Genomic DNA, 16,938 nt, shown 5'->3' on the forward strand with positions numbered 1-16,938 from the left:
TTTTTAGCACGGTTTAAATTCGCTATATTAGCATGTTTTTAGCCTATTTACCAGCGTACCTGATTTTGTTGCAATGGTTTTTATTTCCATTGTCACTGAGATCACTATTAAAAAGTTGGCTAGCATTGACTCAGTATTTATTATAGAATTGGTTATTAACTTTACTTGTATGTATAAAATACTAATTTTACTGTTGATAGTGTTGCCACTTAGGTTGCTTGCAACCGAGATTGAAATTGTTGCAGATGTAAATGGTGAACCAATTTCAAATTTAGATATCGAAAAACGCATCAACTTTATAAATTCATTGTTTGGCACTCAAAGTGTTAATCAAAAAGAAGCAAAGCCTCAAGTGCTTAGGGAGCTAATAGACGAAATTATCATTATCAATGAAGCACAGAGGCTGAATATAAAATTGAGCAACGAGGAGTTAGATAATGCTATTATGTTATTTTTAACCCAAAGTTTTAAACTTAAGGCTAATGAAGTTGATCAATACATAGAGAAGCATAATATAGATCTTGGTATTTTAAGAAAACAAATAAAATGTCAGTTACTGTGGAGCAAAATTATTGAAGTAAGAATTGTGCCATTTATTAATATAAGCGATAAAGAAGTAGATGATGTAAAAAGGCAAACAGAAAAGCCGGATTATCTTATCACGTTCCAAGAGTTTATAATTCCTGAACAAAAAGACAAGGACGTTTATGGTATAGCTGAAGATTTAGTAAAAAAATTACGCAACAGTGATAACCCAGAATCTCCAATAAAGATGCGTAAAGCAACAGTTAATTTAAGTCAGCTAAAAGGAAAACTCAAGAGCGTTTTAGAAGGATTAGAAACCAGCGACATAGCAGGTCCATTCAGTTTCAGTGAAGGTTACTCCGTTATAAAAGTAATAGATAAAGTACAACTTAATCATGCACTGCTGGAAAGCACTTTAAAATTAAAACAGATTGTGGTTGAAGGTTCAGAAAGTTTATTAGATAATCTCAAGGAGCAAAAGGTCAGTTGTTTAAATTTTGATAAATTGGCAGATAATTTTAAGCTGCCAAACGCAAAAGAATTTGAAATAAAAATGCGAGATTTAAATCCTGATTTACAGATTTTATTTAGTAAAACAAGTGTGAATGAAATAGTAGAATTGAGAGAAAATGGCACTGCAAAGTTGATGATGTTGTGTGATATCAAGAGTAATGTAGCGGGTATAGAAGCAATCAAACAGAAAATGTACCAACAAAAGATTATGATACAAAGCAACTTGTTATTAGATGATATGCGTAAAAATGCAGCTATCAGTTATCGGTATAGTTGAAGTCAGAGAGTGTTCTTGTCTTTGTGTATAGAACTATATAAATTACTTTGTTCTATAAAATTTCAAAAAATTTGAACAAATGCAGTTAAAATAGCACATGAAGAATATAATGCTAATTGGTGGTGGAGTTGGAAATGCAGTGTTATTTTCGATAGGGAAGGCATGTCTTGAAAATAATAACAAGGTTTTGTACTTTGCTGGCTATAAGAAGTTAAGTGATGTATTTAAACGAGCACTGATAGAGCGTGCATCAAATGCAGTAGTTTGGGCATGTGAAGAAGGATTGATAGAAACAAGCAGAGATCAAGATAAATCCTTTCATGGTAATATAGTTGATGCAATAGTCTCTTATCAACAAGGAAGATTAGGTATTAATTTGAACGTTATAGATAAAATTATCACTATTGGTTCTGACAAAATGATGAAAGCTGTGAATGAAGCTAGAAAAACAATTTTAAAGCCATATCTGAAATCAGGCCACATAGCGATATCATCAGTTAATTCTCCTATGCAGTGTATGATGAAAGAAATCTGCGCTCAGTGTGTGCAGCAACATATAAATGCGAAAACAGGAGAAAGGAGTTTTGTTTATAGTTGCAGTAATCAAGACCAGGATATGGGGTGTGTTGACTTTGACTTTTTAAGTGAGCGCTTGAAGCAAAATAGTTTACAAGAAAAACTTACTGCAAAATGGATAGATCATGTTCAAAGATATTAAACAGCACAAAAAGGAAATAAGAGAGCAATATAGAGCTATAAGAAAAGATATTGATGAAAGTTATTCCAGTTATGCGGCAAATTCCCTTATTAATCTCTTTAATCAGAACTTAAGCTACGTTAAAGGCAAAACAATAGCAGCTTACATTCCAATGGATGAGGAAATAGATGTTGTGCCTTTGATGCATAGTTTACTCGATTTAGATTATAAAGTAGCAATTCCTAATAAAAATAAGTTACTAAAATTTGAGGAATGGAACAAAACAAATGAAGACGTAATTCCCGACACAATCATTACTCCTGTTATTGCTTTTGATGATCATTTTAATAGATTGGGTTTTGGCGGTGGTTGGTATGATACAATGATAGAAAAACTGCGGCCACTTGGAAAAATATTTATAGGTGTAGCCTATGAGAAACAATATTGTAAAGATTTACCTGTAGAAAAACATGATCAAAAATTGGATATTATAATCACTGAGATGTGTGTTAGATGTGGAAGTGGATTGCTCAAAAAAGTGGATAAAAAAGAATAGATCTCTACCTTTTCCATTCCCTCCCTCTCCAAGCCATCAGAGGGTTTTGGTTTCTCCTGTACTCGCTTGTTCAGAACTTGGACTATCTAATTGAGGAACTGGTGACTTCATTTGGTTAACTTTATCATTAACCATTTTTTCTACCTCCTCTATTTTACCCTCACCAATGGCCATAATTTTAGATTGAAATTTCTCCATAAGTTCCTCAAGTGCTTCCTTATCACTTTCATAAGTACTAGTACCTTTTTCTCTAAGCTTTTTCATGTCATCTTCTGAAAAATTTTGAATAGTTCCATTCTTTACTAACTCTTGTATAGCAGATCGCTGCCCTTCATTTTGAAGCATGCCTATGACCTTTGCTTTACTCTGGGCGTTTTTTATTTTTTCACCTTCTTCGGACATATTATAGCCTATAATCTCTTGAGCCAAACTGTTGTATAATTTACTAAAGTTATCTTTTTTTGGCCCAACCTCAGGCAATTTATCCCCTAAATTTTTAGATAAACTTTTCACTGCTTTTCCTGCATCAATCGCACCTTCTTTTATTTTTTCCCCTGCCTTTACTATACCTATTCCTGCATAACGTGCTCCAATACCTACAAGTGCTATTAATGTAGCAAGCACAATAAGTGGAGAAAATGCTGCTCCTAATACCATTACGGCAGAAGCTATTCCAATTTTTTTATTTGCAGATGCTGATTTAAAATAATTGACTAGATTGTCCAGTGGACCTTTATTATTATTTATAACATTACTTATTGCTTGCTGATTAACAGATTTTAACGCCTCTTCTATTATTTTTGAGTCAACATTTTCAGAAGTTAAACCTTCAAGCGCTTCTTCAATGAATTTTATAAATAATTCTTTGTTGACCTCCTTTTGCAAGCCTTGGTCATTAATCGCTAAACCTAAATCTTTGAGGTTCATCCCTTTAACTTGTTCTGATAGGGTTGTAAATAACTCTTTTTTCCCCTCTTGTGAGGATTGTGCAATACTTTCTATTATATCTGAAATAGCTTTTCTTAGTTCTGGATAGTCAGTGTCAAAAAACATACTATTGCTAGATTCCATATTCAGCTTCGTTGATTATAAATATGCCTAATTATACATACTAATCATTAATTATATTATAATTGATATAACATACCCCTTTCCAAATATAGAATTTGTATTAAAATATCTAGATTATATGAAATCAAGGTACTTTATGGGTGAAAAAAAATTAAAAGCTGCTGTGGTCTTATCAGGGTGTGGTCACCTTGACGGTGCAGAGGTAAGAGAAGCGGTTTTAAGTTTGCTTGTGCTTGATCAGCAGGAAGTGGATGTTAAATGCTTTGCACCTGATATCAATATCACACAAGTTATGAATCATAGAACAAAAGAGGCAACAAAAGAAAAAAGGAATGTACTTGTGGAAGCAGCAAGAATCGCAAGAGGCGAAATATATGACTTAAAAGAAGCCAAAGCTGAAAATTTTGACATGCTAGTTGTACCTGGTGGATACGGGGTTGCGAAAAATTTATCTGACTTAGCTGAAAGTAAAGACATGGTGACAGTAATGCCTGAATTTGAAAGATTAGTTTCAGAATTTTTTGTTACAAAAAAGCCAATAGGAGCGATATGCATATCTCCAGCCATCATTGTTTCAATTTTAAGTAGCAAGATAGGTAAAGAAGAAAGTAAGGTTAAGGTAACTATAGGAGATGACAGAGAACAGTTGATAGAAAGGCTTGGCGGCGAGCACATAAAATGCGATACAGAGTTATCAATAGAAGACGAAGAACATAATGTATTTTCCTGTTCTGCTTATATGCGTAGCGACGAAAGTACATACTCTGTATATCAAGGGATAAAGCATATGATTGACAGCATGGTAAAAAAGATTAACAAAAAAACTAAACAGCCATTCCTATAAGGTGTACTAAATAAGACTTCTCTATTAATCACACAATTAACTGTTGAATTTTACATTTCTAGCTGTATTATGGCTACGTAGCTAAAGTAACTTAGGTTTATCGACGCTTTACTACTTGTTAGCGGTGTGGTGTAGTGGCCATATATGTTTAGTTCTTTTTTTTAAGGTATTTTGTATGTCAGATCTTTTCTATATTGAAACTACGTGTTGTGTGGACGGTCAGTGTGATGTCTATACAGGGGAAGTGAGTTTTAATGATGTCATGTTAGGCAAGTTCAGTCTAAATTCGTGCAGCGGGAAAGAAGCTATGATAAATCTAGACATTATTACATTCGATATTAATATCGCTATTGATGGTCAAAATGGAAAGACAATAAAAAAAGACCTTAAAGGTCTTGAATTTGTAACTAAAGATGATGGTTCTTGGTATATTAATAAGGATTTTGGTGATGATAAATTTGAAGTTGTAGTAAAGCAATCATAATTTTACATCTCAGGTGTAACATTTAGTATAGGCGCTATTCTATTTATAATGTTCTTTACTATAGGCGCAGCAATTATTCCCCCGGTATGGTGCATCCCTTGAGGCTCATCAATAGCAATTAGCACTATGTACCTTGGGTCAAGCATAGTTAGCACTCCTATAAATGATGCTATGTTTGCATCTTTGCTATATTTACCATCTACAACTTTTTCCGCCGATCCAGTTTTTCCTCCTATTGAATATGCCTTTATTTTTGCTTTTCTGCCAGTGCCATCTGTTACTGCTGCACGTAATAATTTTCTCATTTCCCTGGAAGTTCTTCTTGAGATAATTTGCTCTCCTATACTTCTTTTATTCAACATCAAGGTTGCGTTATGAAATATCCCATTGTTGATTAATGCTGCTGCAGTTTGTGCAAGATGTATAGGAGTTACAGCTATGCCATAACCATAAGATGCTGTTATTAAAGTGGTTTCACTCCATTTATCCGGGATTATCGGTGTGGATTTTTCTGGTATTTCTATTTTCAAAGGAGAAAATAGCTTCATAGCTTTAAAGTATTCTACCTGTTTTTCAATACCTAGTTTGACTGCAATTTTTGCTGCACCAATGTTGGATGATTTTACAAATATATCTTGCACAGTAATTTTTGGAATTTTAGATTTATGAAAATCCTGAATTTTATACTTTCCGATGGTGATTGGTGTTGATACGTCATATAAATCGCTAGTTTTTGTAGCGTTCGCATCAAGCGCTGCGGCTATTGTAAAGTATTTTAATACCGACCCCATCTCATATACCCCAAGACTGGCGCGATTAAACTTTTGTACGTCTTCTGCCTTATTCTGTAAGTTGGGATTAAAATCAGGTAGGCTGACCATCGAGATAACTTCACTATTTCTCACATTTAAAACAATTCCTACTCCGCCAAGTGCCTGATATCTGCTTACAGCTTTAGTTAGCTCTTCATGCACTATGCTTTGCACTCGTGTATCTAAGGATAGTATTATGGGCTTTTCTTGCTCATTGTTTTTACTTATATACGCCTCAACTCCTGCAATACCATTGCCATCTATGTCAGTGTAACCAAGCACGTGTGAAAATAAATTACTGTGAGGATATATACGCTTTATGTCGTCATCAAAATTTACTCCTGGTACACCAGCGTTTTTGATCGCTAGTAATTCTTTTGGAGTCAAGTGCCGCTTTATCCAAGCAAATTTCTTTTCTGAAGTAAGTACTCTATATAAGTTCTTGTATTCGAGGTCATGCAAAGTAGAACACAGTTGTGCTGCTATACTTTCCGGATTCTTTACTTTGGTTGCATCTATATATAGTGATGTTGTGGGCACATTTGTTGCTATTACCACTCCATTTCTATCTAAAATATCAGGTTGTTTATGTACTATATTATCTTTTCTAAAATTTTCTGAAGTAGTAAGTTGATCAAATGTTAAAGAGAATATGCGAAAAATAATTATTATATAAAATATAAATAATGGTACTATAAAACACAGTGAGCGGAGCTTATTTTTAAGTAATGCTTGCATATTTACTTGATTTGACAAAAATGGAAATCATCTTAGCTGAACCACGAGGTTTTTGTGCCGGGGTAAAAAGAGCTGTGGACATATTAGCTATTACTTTAGAAAAATACAAAAACGAGCGCCAAGTTTATGTGCTACACGAAATTGTTCACAATAAATATATAGTAGAGGACTTTAAGAAACAAGGAGTGGTTTTTGTAAGCAGTATCGAGGAAATTGAAGATAATGAAGGAATACTGATCTTCAGCGCGCACGGAGTATCAAAAAATATAGAAGATGAGGCAAAAAGAAAGGGTATTCAAGTGATTGATGCAACATGTCCTTTAGTCAACAAAGTGCATAAAGAAGCAAAAAGGTATGAAAACAGTGGTAAAGAATTAATTCTCATTGGGCATGAAAACCATCCAGAAGTTAAGGGAATTAGGGGAAGAGTAAACAATCCTATCACTTTAGTGCAAACTTTGCAGGATGTATATGATTTAAAGGTTAAAGATCCAGATAATTTGTCTTATGTTACACAAACTACGTTAAGCATCGACGATACCCGTGACATTATTGCTGCCTTGAAATTAAGGTTTCCAGGCATAACAGGTCCAGATTCAAAGGACATATGCTATGCAACGCAAAACAGACAAAATGCTGTTAAAAAGCTAGCTGAAATTGTAGACATGGTATTAGTTGTAGGAAGTAAAAATAGCTCAAATTCAAACCGCTTATTAGATCTGTGCACTGCCAGAGGAAAAAGAGCCTACTTGATTGATAATTACAGCTGTGTGAATAAAAGCTGGTTTCAGGGCGTAGAAAAGATAGGAATCACCGCAGGTGCTTCCGCTCCTGACATATTAGTTGATGAATTAATAGACTACCTAAAAGTAAACCTGAGTGTAAAAATTTCAGTTATGCCAGGTGGTATTACTGAAAATGTTCAGTTTAAAATACCGAATCTGGTTTAAAACACAACTTATCTACTAAACTTCTCTTGAAATCACACAAACCAGCATCTATAGCTAAGACGTCATACCGCGATTCATTAGACTTCTTGCATAACCATATAACAAACTTTTATTGGGAATAGAAACGAAAAAACTTGCTTGACAAACTCCGCCAGCCCTCTTATCATGAAACTGAAGCTATTGTATTTGCTTTCGCCAATCTGCAGATTAAAAGGTAAGGATTACTTAATGTATCGGCGTCTTATGTTCAATTTTTTGCAGTATATAGATACTGTATGTCTTTACAAAACTTCATCTACATCTAGATTTTTATCTAAATAAGCTGAACGCGCTTATAAAGCGTTACAAGACATCAAAAAATGCCAATACTCGACAGAGATAGTAAAAGACTAGCTAACTCGGGGATTCTTTGTCTTTTTTTCTGCTTAGTAAATTTCTTAAACATTTGCAGCGTAGGTTAGTTGCAATTAAAAGCGGCTGAATCTCGCTTGTCAAGCGTTTAAAACATAAAAAACGCCAATATTTTAAAGCGGATAATAACCCCAGGGCTTCTTTTGCCTTTTTTTTCGTTTGGTAAATTTCTTAATGTTTGTGGCTGAACGACAACCGTCATCCCGCTACTTGTTAGCGGGATCTCTTGTTAGCGGCTGAGATACCGCGAATGAATCGCGGTATGACGGTTCGCGGCGGCATGACGATAAGGTTTATACCTTGTCATCCCAGTGCCCAAACACTGGGATCCAGTTTTCTTTACAAATTCACCAAAAGTGTTTCATTCTATAACATAAAACCCATACTCACCAAATCCAATGCATTACTTGCAATTAAGTTTCCTGGATCCCAGTGTCTGGGCACTGGGATAACAAAGGAGGACGTTATTCCAGTGCCAAGCACTGACCATTTCTGGTCTCTTAAATTGCAACTAATCTAAGTATTAAAAAATTTACCAAACGAAAAAAAAGGCAAAAAAAGCCCGATGGTTGGCTAGTTACTTACATTATACTTTCAAGTATGGCGTTTTTTTATTCTAAACGCTTAATAACCGTGACTCAGCCGCTTTTAAGCCGCAACTAATCTAAATTATAAACGTTAAGAAATTTACTAAACAGAAAAAAAGGCAAAGAAACCCTAGGGTAGCTAATTATTCACTATCCATTTTTTAAGTTGGCGTTTTTTGATGTTTTAAATAGCGTATTTCAGCTTGTGTAGCTAGAAATTTGATAAAGACATGAGGTGCACATAGTGCAAAAAATTAAGCATGATTTACGCCAAATACATTAAGTTTTTTTGTCATTAATCCACTGCAGAGATTGCGAAGATAAATAAATAGCTTCAGTTTCATGATAAGGGGGCTGGCGAAGGGTGTCAAGGAAGTTTTTCGTTTCATCCAATGCGCTGCCAAAAGTTTGTTATGCAAGAGATCCCATAAATTGGGTGTCATAATAACTACACCCACATTAATTTTGGTGTACGTGACCTTGAAAGATCGTGATTCAATACTTAAATTATTAGGGTAGTAGGCAAATAATGGAGCTCAAAATGCATAATGTACAAGAAACTGAAAATTTAAAATTTGACGCTGAGGTAGGGAAAGTACTGAATATAGTGATTCATTCACTTTACACCAATAAAGACATTTTTCTGCGTGAATTAATATCAAATGCATCAGATGCATGTGATAAGTTGCGCTATGAATCTCAACTAAACCCTAATTTGCTAGATTTGAGTGACGAATTAAAAATCACTATCAGCTCCAATAAAGATAAGAACGAGCTATATATCACTGATAATGGCATTGGAATGAATAGACAGGATTTAATAGACAATCTTGGTACAATTGCAAGCTCTGGTACGCAAAAGTTCTTGGATGCGATTAAGAATAGCAAGGATTCAAGCCAAACTGTGGAGCTGATTGGGAAGTTTGGTGTTGGTTTTTACTCAAGCTTTATGGTTGCATCAGAAGTAATAGTAGAATCGAGAAAAGCTGGAGAAGAGGAGTCTTGGATCTGGCAATCCAAAGGAGATGGGGAATATTCAATCAGCAAGTCAGATAATCAAGTCCCTCGCGGAACCAAAATTACGCTCATTATGCATCCTGAAGAAAACGAGTTTTTAGATAAATTTCGTGTTGAAAATATTGTCACTACTTACTCTGATCACATAAATTTTCCTGTTGAATTTATAGACGAAGAAGGAAAAAGTGAAAAGTTAAACAGTAAGGCTGCAATTTGGACTAAGCCAAAAAATGACGTTACTCAAGAGGAGCACAACGATTTTTTCCGCAGTGTTGCCCACGTTGGCGGGGAGCCCTGGATGATATTGCATAATAAAAATGAAGGTGCAATAGAATATACAAATTTGCTTTATGTTCCTTCTATAAAACCTTTTGATTTATTCCATCCAGATAGACGTTGCTCTGTTAAGTTATATGTAAATAAAGTATTTATCACTGAAGATAATGTACAGATCATACCGCAGTATTTACGTTTCTTGAAAGGTATTGTTGATTCACCGGACTTACCTCTTAATATCAGCAGAGAAACGTTGCAGAATAATCGTGTTGTTGAGCAAATCAGGAAATCCCTCACTAAACGCGCGATATCAGAGCTCGGTAAAAAGGCAAAAGAGAATTTAGAGGAGTACACAAAATTCTGGACCAATTTTGGTGCAGTATTAAAAGAGGGTCTTTGTGAAGCTATGCCAACTGATGAGAGAGAAGCGCTGCTCTCGATTTGCAGATTTCATAGCACTGGTGATGAGAAATTAGTCAGCATTGATGACTATATAAGCAGAATGAAGCCTGAGCAGGAGCATATCTATTATCTCACTGGAAATAGCTTGGATTCAGTGAAAAACAGTCCGCAACTTGAGGGATTCGTCAGTAAAGGACTAGAAGTGCTCCTATTTGTTGATCCAGTTGATGACTTTTGGACTAGTGTAATTCATGAATACAAAGATCAGAAAATCAAGTCTGTAACCCGTGCAGATGTTGATTTGGAAAAATTCTCTTCAGAAGAAGATAAGACAGATGAAGAAAATAAATCGAATGAAGAAAAAACTGAGGAAACTATACTGCAATATTTTACCACAGTGCTTGGAGATTCAGTAAAAAGCGTAAAAATTTCCAAAAAATTGACTGATAGTCCCGTATGCCTAGCGGTTGATGAAGGTGCTATGGATCTTCGCATGGAGCGTTTTTTGCGTGAACAAAAGCAGCTAAATTACCGCACGCCAAAGGTGCTTGAAATTAATACTAAGCATCCTGTAATAAAGAGTATAATGAAATCTTATGCTGAAAGTGGTGAAAACCCAACATTGGAAGACATGATTCATTTATTATTTTACCAAGCTTGCATCGTGGAAGGTGAAGAGATGGATGATGTAAGTCTGTTTGCTAAGAGATTGAATAATTTGCTTGGCAAGATTTCTGTTTAATGCTATACTTAGCTTAGCTGCTAGTTAGGAGGTAAAACATGTTTGGTTCCAATTTTAGAGACTTTGTATCACAGGATACAACTTCACAGGGCCAATCAAATTCTGAAAGATTAATCAAAAGTTGGCATGGTTTTGAAAAACCAGATTCTGAAGATTCAGGTATTGAAGAAGAGTTTGAAGTTTTAGATAGCGAAAGTCAAGAGATACCAGCTACTCCATGTAGCACACCCTCTGAAGATCTAAGTTTAGAGAATGCAATACTTGCAAACTTTCCTGATGGTTGTGATAGGTCGTTTACCGTAGAATCAAAAGATGAAGGTTCATTTGATACCATTCCTAAAAGTTTAACTTTCGCTGAAATAACAAATATCCTAAATCAAGCTATACAAGAAGATAATTGTGAAGAACTAGACAAGGTTGTACAAAATATTGAAGATTATGAAGGCAGGTCTATTACGCTGGATAATGTAAATTTAAAGAGTTTTTGTGAGCAACAACTTAACTTAGATTTACAAGATAGAAGCGATCATCAACATATATACTCAAATGTACTATCACAGTATAAATTTGATCAGGAGAATTTTGAGTGTGATTATTCAGTAAAAGAATTGGTATTATTGGCAATTGCAGCTAATGACAAGCTAGTAGAGCAATATCAGGATTTTCTTTTTGCTGAAGAAAATTTAAGTCTTTTACCTGTACTTGTTGGTGGTCAAAAATATATTGAAGCTTTTATAGAAAAATTCCATGGTACTGATGGAGTTTATGGAAGATTAAAAGGTCAAGCTATACAACTTGTCGAACCTAATAAGATTGACTTTTTCTCAGTTATAGCACTAAGAAAAGAGCAAGAATTACTAGAGACAGTTTTTGTCGAATACGTTTTAAGAGATTTTGGACAGGTGTTAAAAACAAGTAAACCTAATCCTTTGTATGGTGCGCTTGAAACAGCATCTCTGATCAAAAATGAAGAATTCATCACGATAGTGCTAGATGCATTTGAAAGATATATTAATGAGCTAACTAAAAAAGCCTCAACAGAAGAGTTATTAAAAAAGAGCTTTGCTACCTTGTTAGAAACTGCGATAAGCCAGGAACACACATCTGTCATTGAATACCTGTGCAAACGATACACTAATAGTGCAGATCGTGCCATTTACGATGTATATGAACAAGCATTTGCAGATGATAAAGTTATTACAATACTAAGGCAACAAATCCTGAAAAACATAGGAGCTCGTGGCAGAAAAGAAATTTATGATTTAATTCTGAAAACTGCATTGGATGCTGGTAATATTGCATTTATCGAGCACTTGTGTGAAAAATGTGCTAAATGCAGCAATGATGTTATTAATTATCTTGATCATAAATCTAAAAACAACGAGTTTGATGAAATATATGAATCAATTCTGATTGCATTGTCTAATACTGAAAGTCAAGACATTATAGTCAGTGTTCTAGCTCATGTTCAAATTTATCAAAGCATACTCAATAATAAACAGCAAGTAGTCAGGCAAACCATACAAAATATACTGAGAAATGCAATAAAAGAAGCTAGTTATGGAGTTGTTGTACCCTTATGTCAGCATGTTGACCTAAAATTCGCAGCTCTTCAGGCAATATGCAAGGAAGAATTTGAGAAAGCTTTACCAGTAATTGCAGAACAGCTTGAAAAAATAAGTATGGAACTTTTTCCAAGTATGACTCGTAATGAGTATCAAAAAAATAGAGATACTTTGAGTCATCTATATCTAATTAGAAATTTGTTAGAAAGTAGTAAATTAATCAATACTTCCAGTAAAGCAAATATACAGACACAAGCGAATACACAAGTTAATAAAAGAAGCAGCAGTGATAATGCAGTATCACCTGTTATAAAAGGCGATACGGCTGTAGTAAATGAAGAGAATAACAATCAACCAAGCAGTCAAAGAAACCCAAAATCCAAAAGTGCTGGCAGTCAACAGACAGAAAAAAATGTTCTTGCAGGGGAGGAAGAAAATGCTATCTTAAATAACACAGGGGTTTCAACGCAGGAGCCTTTAATTAATAATTTTGAGGAGGGTGAAATCAAAAAAGGCAGCGGAAAAAAAGGTGTTAAGCAACTTGCCAGTCCTGTTAAGAAAAAGATTGATGGACTTATAAGCAAAACCAGTACTAACTCAAGAGAAGAACTCGAAAATATTCTAAAAAGTAACTCTCCTACTCTTGTACTACAATATGTAAAAAATAAAGACGGTCCCTTTAAGGGTAAAGTAGAAGAAATTAAAAAAGAAATTAAAAACCATAATACAAAACAAGGTAATGTTAATATTTCACTGAACAACGATTTGCCAAATTCAGGAGACCAATCTACAAGTTCTAATAATACCGGAAGCAATAGTACACTTACCACAACTCCAAAAATTACGGGTTGTGAAAAGAAGTTGGGGGTAAGTGAAGTTTCTTCGAATGCTGACAATGTGTCTACAATTGGAGGTGTTATTAACAGTAAGGAAAAGCCTGCAGCAGTAGAAAAAACTAGTGCTATAAACAATCAATCAACCTCTATTACTGCAACACAAAATACGCAAAAGAGTAAGTGGCCTACCATAGCTACATGGACGTTAGCAGTAGCTGGAGTTGTTTCAGGAGTAGCTATTGCAGTTTATTTGGAAATGCTAGCTGCAGGAATAGCAGTTGGAGCTTGTTGTCTGGTTGCCGCTGCAATTATATACTGCTGTACACCTAAAAGCCAAGTTGAAAACAACAAGGTTGACAAACCTTTCAACACGGGGAAAGTACCTACTGCCGTACATGTATAATAAATATAGTAGTTTACCATTTAATAATTTATTATAATTATGTTAATTATCGGTAAATAAGGACTTGGTAAACTACGAAGAAATATTCTTGAATAAAATAAAAGATATAAAAGATGAGGGGCGCTACCGTGAATTTACGCACTTTGCGTCATTACCAGGTAGGCTCCCCCACATTATGGACTATGAAAGAAATAGGGAAGTAATAGTCTGGTGCAGTAATAACTATTTGGGAATGTCACAAAATGAGAGTGTAATTGCCGCTATCCAAAATTCATCTGTTGGTGCTGGAGGAACAAGAAATATATCTGGTACAACAAAAGAGGTTGTTGAACTTGAAAAATCCTTAGCTTGTTTGCATAAAAAAGAGGCTGCTTTAACTTTTGCTTGTGGCTACCTCGCTAACCAGACAACACTTAGCACTTTATCGTCTGTTATTCCGGGCGTAGTAATTTTTTCAGACGAGAAGAACCATTCTTCGATGATAGAAGGCATAAAATCAGGAAAAAGGCCAAAACATATATTTAAACACAATGATGTTAATCATCTAGAGCAGTTACTCAAGTCTATAGACAAAAAGACACCAAAAATAATAGCACTTGAATCCGTATATTCAATGGATGGTGATGTAGCTCCGCTTAAAGAAATATGCGACCTGGCAGATCAACATAATGCAATTACCTATTTGGATGAGGTGCACGCAGTTGGCATGTATGGTTCACATGGTGGCGGAATTGCAGAAAGAGAAGGTCTGATGGATAGAATAACCGTTATTCAAGGTACACTATCAAAGGCTTTTGGAGTGATGGGTGGGTATATAGCGTCTTCAAAGAGCTTGGTAGATGTAATAAGAAGTTCCGCTCCAGGATTTATTTTTACCACTGCTATGTCGCCTGTTTTAGCAGCGGCAGCAAAGGCAAGCGTTGAGCACCTAAAATCGAGCAACATTGAAAGGGAAAAGCAAAAGCAAGTCGTTGAAAAAGTAAAAAACTCACTGAGAAATGCAGGAATTAACTTCATTCCAACAGAAACTCATATAATTCCAATAATAATTGGCAACTCAGAGTTATCCAAAGAAGCATCAAAATTATTATTTGATGAGTATGGAATATATGTTCAACATATAAATTACCCGACAGTTCCAAGAGGAACTGAGCGTTTCCGTATTACCCCTACACCTTATCATACCGATGAAATGATAGAGCATTTAACAGAATCTCTTGTAAAAGTTTTCGAAAAGTTGTCTATCTCTGTAGCCTGTTTATGCTATAGCTAGTACAGCCCTACGTCATACCGCGATTTATTCGCGGTATCTCAGCATGGATTCCGCTAACAAGTAGCGGAATGACGAGTTTTACGCTTATCAAATTGTAGGTAAACATAAATTACTTTAGCTATAGTTTTATATCTCCAGCAATGATTAGCCCGTTGTCTTCCGTTAGCCTTCCACCGCTTTCTTGCAGAAAAAGTCTACCGAGCAAGGCTTTATATTTGTTAACTCCAGAGTAAATTATTCCACTGTGCCTTCCTGCCGCAAGGTATGCAAAGCCTAAAATTGTTGAACCTATGGAGCGTACATTACTATTGCCAGGCAGCAATTTATTTAACAAATTACCACTTACATCTATTAGACCCCCTTCACGGCTTTTCACTCGCATTTTTACATGACGAGATCTAAAATCCTCAAGAAAAGCACCTTTCTTTTCTTCTGCCCAAAAAGTTTCTCTAAGAGCCGGAGCATCAATTACAGCTGCCACAACTTTATTTTTATGAATGAGACAGACTGATACTGCAAAATAAACCATGCAACTAGAAAAGTTCTCCCTGCCCTCTATAGGCATAATAAACCAGGTATAAGTGTTATCTTTTACTTCTTGATCAGTATCATCTTCAAAAATAAAACCATAGTCTCGTTTGTAGTCGTGCAAGCAATCGTATATGGTTTGCTTGGATTTTGAATAAGTTTTATTAATAAAGTCTGCTGATTTAACATTAGAAATTTGCAATTCATTAAAATCGCGCATAAGCTGCTTGGAAGCATTACGCACAGAATCAAGCATCACATTAATTCGTGGTGATGAGAGGGACATTCTTCCTTTTACTCTTTCACTCTTTCATAATAGCTGTCACCTGGAGTATATACTACAATTTTATCCTCTTCTTTTATAAATTGAGGCACGTTAACGCGCATTCCGTTTTCCAAAATTGCAGGCTTATAAGAAGCAGTAGCAGTTTGTCCTTTAATAACAGACTCTGTTTCTTTCACAGCAAGTGTAACATAATCAGGCACATGCGCAGAAATTATTTTGTCTTGATAAGCTACAACTTTAATTTTCATGTTATCCTGTAAATAAATTTTTTTTTCTCCCAATAAGTCCAAATTTATAGTGATTTGCTCGTAATTACTTGGATGCATAAGATTTACAATGTTTCCTTCAGTGAAAAGGTAAACATATTCCTCTTCATCTAAAATTGCCCTTCTGATTGTTGCATCAGAACGAAATCTTTCATACTGTTTTGCTCCGGTTTTGATGTTTTTCATTTCGGCTTGTATGTATGCACCACCTTTACCAGGTTGAGTATGCATAATACCTACAACCAAAAATAATCCGCCGTTATGTTCCAACACCTGACCTGGTCTGATATCGTTAGCTCTTTCTGCCATAATTACATTTTCAATTTGATCTTATAATTATAAATAGCTTTATATAAATATCAAAGTCTTTATTAGTCAATAAATTCTGGTATATTTAATACTATATACCTCCCCTTTATATTTATATGTGGAAATATCTCTTTAGTGAAAGACAGCATAATACGTTTTTTTGTGCTGATAACTAAAATTTCTAATATATCCCCTGAGCCGAAATTATACACAGATTTTACATAGCCATATAATTCATTACTTTTCAGCCTTACTTCCATATCTACAAGGTCACTTTGGTAAAATTCATCCTCATCATTTAGCTCTGGTAACTTGCTTCTTTCTATATATAGCTTCTTATTCCTTAAAAGCTCTGCTTCATTACGGGAATTTACTCCGCTTATTGTAGCTATTACTAAATTATCACCTATGACGGATACTGAGTCTATTTTATAATTCTCATCACCACTTATTAGCTTACCATATAAGGAGATATTTTCAGGCTTTTCAGTAAAGGTTTTTACTTTAACAGCTCCTTTAATTCCGTGAGGAGAGGTAATAATTCCTAAGCATACCAGATTGTCGTTCATA

15 protein-coding genes are annotated in these 16,938 nt (G+C 34.9%); 10 read left to right on the forward strand and 5 right to left on the reverse strand.

The features are described from left to right. The first annotated feature begins 169 nt into the window (after window positions 1-169). From ACJZL3_RS06915 to ACJZL3_RS06925, 3 genes are all read left to right on the forward strand, one after another. Window positions 170-1,315: a SurA N-terminal domain-containing protein gene (locus ACJZL3_RS06915; RefSeq protein WP_419198767.1), complete on the forward strand. Its 1,146-nt coding sequence runs from the start codon at window positions 170-172 to the stop codon at window positions 1,313-1,315. A 97-nt stretch (window positions 1,316-1,412) separates the two neighbouring features. Continuing rightward, window positions 1,413-2,033, forward strand: coding sequence for a hypothetical protein (locus tag ACJZL3_RS06920; protein WP_006279429.1), 621 nt, complete (start codon window positions 1,413-1,415; stop codon window positions 2,031-2,033). Beyond that, a complete protein-coding gene (locus tag ACJZL3_RS06925) occupies window positions 2,017-2,568 on the forward strand; it encodes a 5-formyltetrahydrofolate cyclo-ligase (protein ID WP_010963143.1) in 552 nt (183 codons plus the stop codon). Before ACJZL3_RS06920 ends, ACJZL3_RS06925 begins: the two co-directional genes overlap by 17 nt. 36 nt (window positions 2,569-2,604) lie before the next feature. Here ACJZL3_RS06925 and ACJZL3_RS06930 read toward each other — a convergent pair whose 3' ends face one another. After that, window positions 2,605-3,639: a hypothetical protein gene (locus ACJZL3_RS06930; protein ID WP_070357017.1), complete on the reverse strand. Its 1,035-nt coding sequence runs from the start codon at window positions 3,637-3,639 to the stop codon at window positions 2,605-2,607. A gap of 118 nt (window positions 3,640-3,757) precedes the next feature. Between ACJZL3_RS06930 and elbB the strand changes: the two genes are divergently transcribed. Together elbB and ACJZL3_RS06940 are read left to right on the forward strand one after the other, a co-directional pair. Next, a complete protein-coding gene (elbB, locus tag ACJZL3_RS06935; RefSeq protein ID WP_006279595.1) occupies window positions 3,758-4,483 on the forward strand; it encodes an isoprenoid biosynthesis glyoxalase ElbB in 726 nt (241 codons plus the stop codon). A gap of 175 nt (window positions 4,484-4,658) precedes the next feature. After that, window positions 4,659-4,967 (forward strand): hypothetical protein, encoded by a 309-nt coding sequence (locus tag ACJZL3_RS06940; RefSeq protein WP_010081942.1) that lies wholly within the window; start codon window positions 4,659-4,661, stop codon window positions 4,965-4,967. A gap of 2 nt (window positions 4,968-4,969) precedes the next feature. Here ACJZL3_RS06940 and ACJZL3_RS06945 read toward each other — a convergent pair whose 3' ends face one another. Further along, window positions 4,970-6,517 (reverse strand): peptidoglycan D,D-transpeptidase FtsI family protein, encoded by a 1,548-nt coding sequence (locus ACJZL3_RS06945; protein WP_070357019.1) that lies wholly within the window; start codon window positions 6,515-6,517, stop codon window positions 4,970-4,972. A 20-nt stretch (window positions 6,518-6,537) separates the two neighbouring features. On the opposite strand from ACJZL3_RS06945, the gene ispH reads away from it, so the two are divergent. From ispH to hemA, 5 genes are all read left to right on the forward strand, one after another. Next, window positions 6,538-7,467, forward strand: coding sequence for a 4-hydroxy-3-methylbut-2-enyl diphosphate reductase (gene ispH / locus ACJZL3_RS06950; RefSeq protein WP_419198973.1), 930 nt, complete (start codon window positions 6,538-6,540; stop codon window positions 7,465-7,467). Between the two features lie 661 nt (window positions 7,468-8,128). Then, window positions 8,129-8,398 (forward strand): hypothetical protein, encoded by a 270-nt coding sequence (locus ACJZL3_RS06955; protein WP_244663114.1) that lies wholly within the window; start codon window positions 8,129-8,131, stop codon window positions 8,396-8,398. Window positions 8,399-9,006: 608 nt separating this feature from the next. Continuing rightward, a complete protein-coding gene (htpG, locus tag ACJZL3_RS06960) occupies window positions 9,007-10,902 on the forward strand; it encodes a molecular chaperone HtpG (protein WP_095742876.1) in 1,896 nt (631 codons plus the stop codon). 38 nt (window positions 10,903-10,940) lie between these two features. Then, window positions 10,941-13,706 carry a host RNA manipulator TomO gene (locus ACJZL3_RS06965; RefSeq protein ID WP_419198768.1) on the forward strand — a complete coding sequence of 922 codons (2,766 nt, stop codon included), beginning with the start codon at window positions 10,941-10,943 and terminating at the stop codon, window positions 13,704-13,706. A gap of 64 nt (window positions 13,707-13,770) precedes the next feature. After that, window positions 13,771-14,979, forward strand: a complete 1,209-nt coding sequence (gene hemA / locus ACJZL3_RS06970; protein ID WP_419198769.1) for a 5-aminolevulinate synthase — start codon at window positions 13,771-13,773, stop codon at window positions 14,977-14,979. Between the two features lie 118 nt (window positions 14,980-15,097). Here hemA and ACJZL3_RS06975 read toward each other — a convergent pair whose 3' ends face one another. The 3 genes from ACJZL3_RS06975 to rimM form a co-directional block, all read right to left on the reverse strand. Then, entirely contained in the window at window positions 15,098-15,793 is a 696-nt protein-coding gene (locus ACJZL3_RS06975; RefSeq protein WP_006279720.1) for an inositol monophosphatase family protein, read from the reverse strand. Window positions 15,794-15,801: 8 nt separating this feature from the next. Beyond that, on the reverse strand, window positions 15,802-16,368 hold the full coding sequence (gene efp, locus ACJZL3_RS06980; RefSeq protein WP_419198770.1) for an elongation factor P: 567 nt from the start codon (window positions 16,366-16,368) through the stop codon (window positions 15,802-15,804). Between the two features lie 62 nt (window positions 16,369-16,430). After that, the gene (gene rimM, locus ACJZL3_RS06985) at window positions 16,431-16,937 is read right to left on the reverse strand and encodes a ribosome maturation factor RimM (protein WP_006279718.1); all 507 of its coding nucleotides are present in this window, start codon (window positions 16,935-16,937) and stop codon (window positions 16,431-16,433) included. Window position 16,938: the final 1 nt, after the last annotated feature.

Origin of the sequence: Wolbachia endosymbiont of Rhagoletis cingulata (assembly GCF_048537655.1) — a bacterium.
GTDB lineage: Bacteria > Pseudomonadota > Alphaproteobacteria > Rickettsiales > Anaplasmataceae > Wolbachia > Wolbachia pipientis.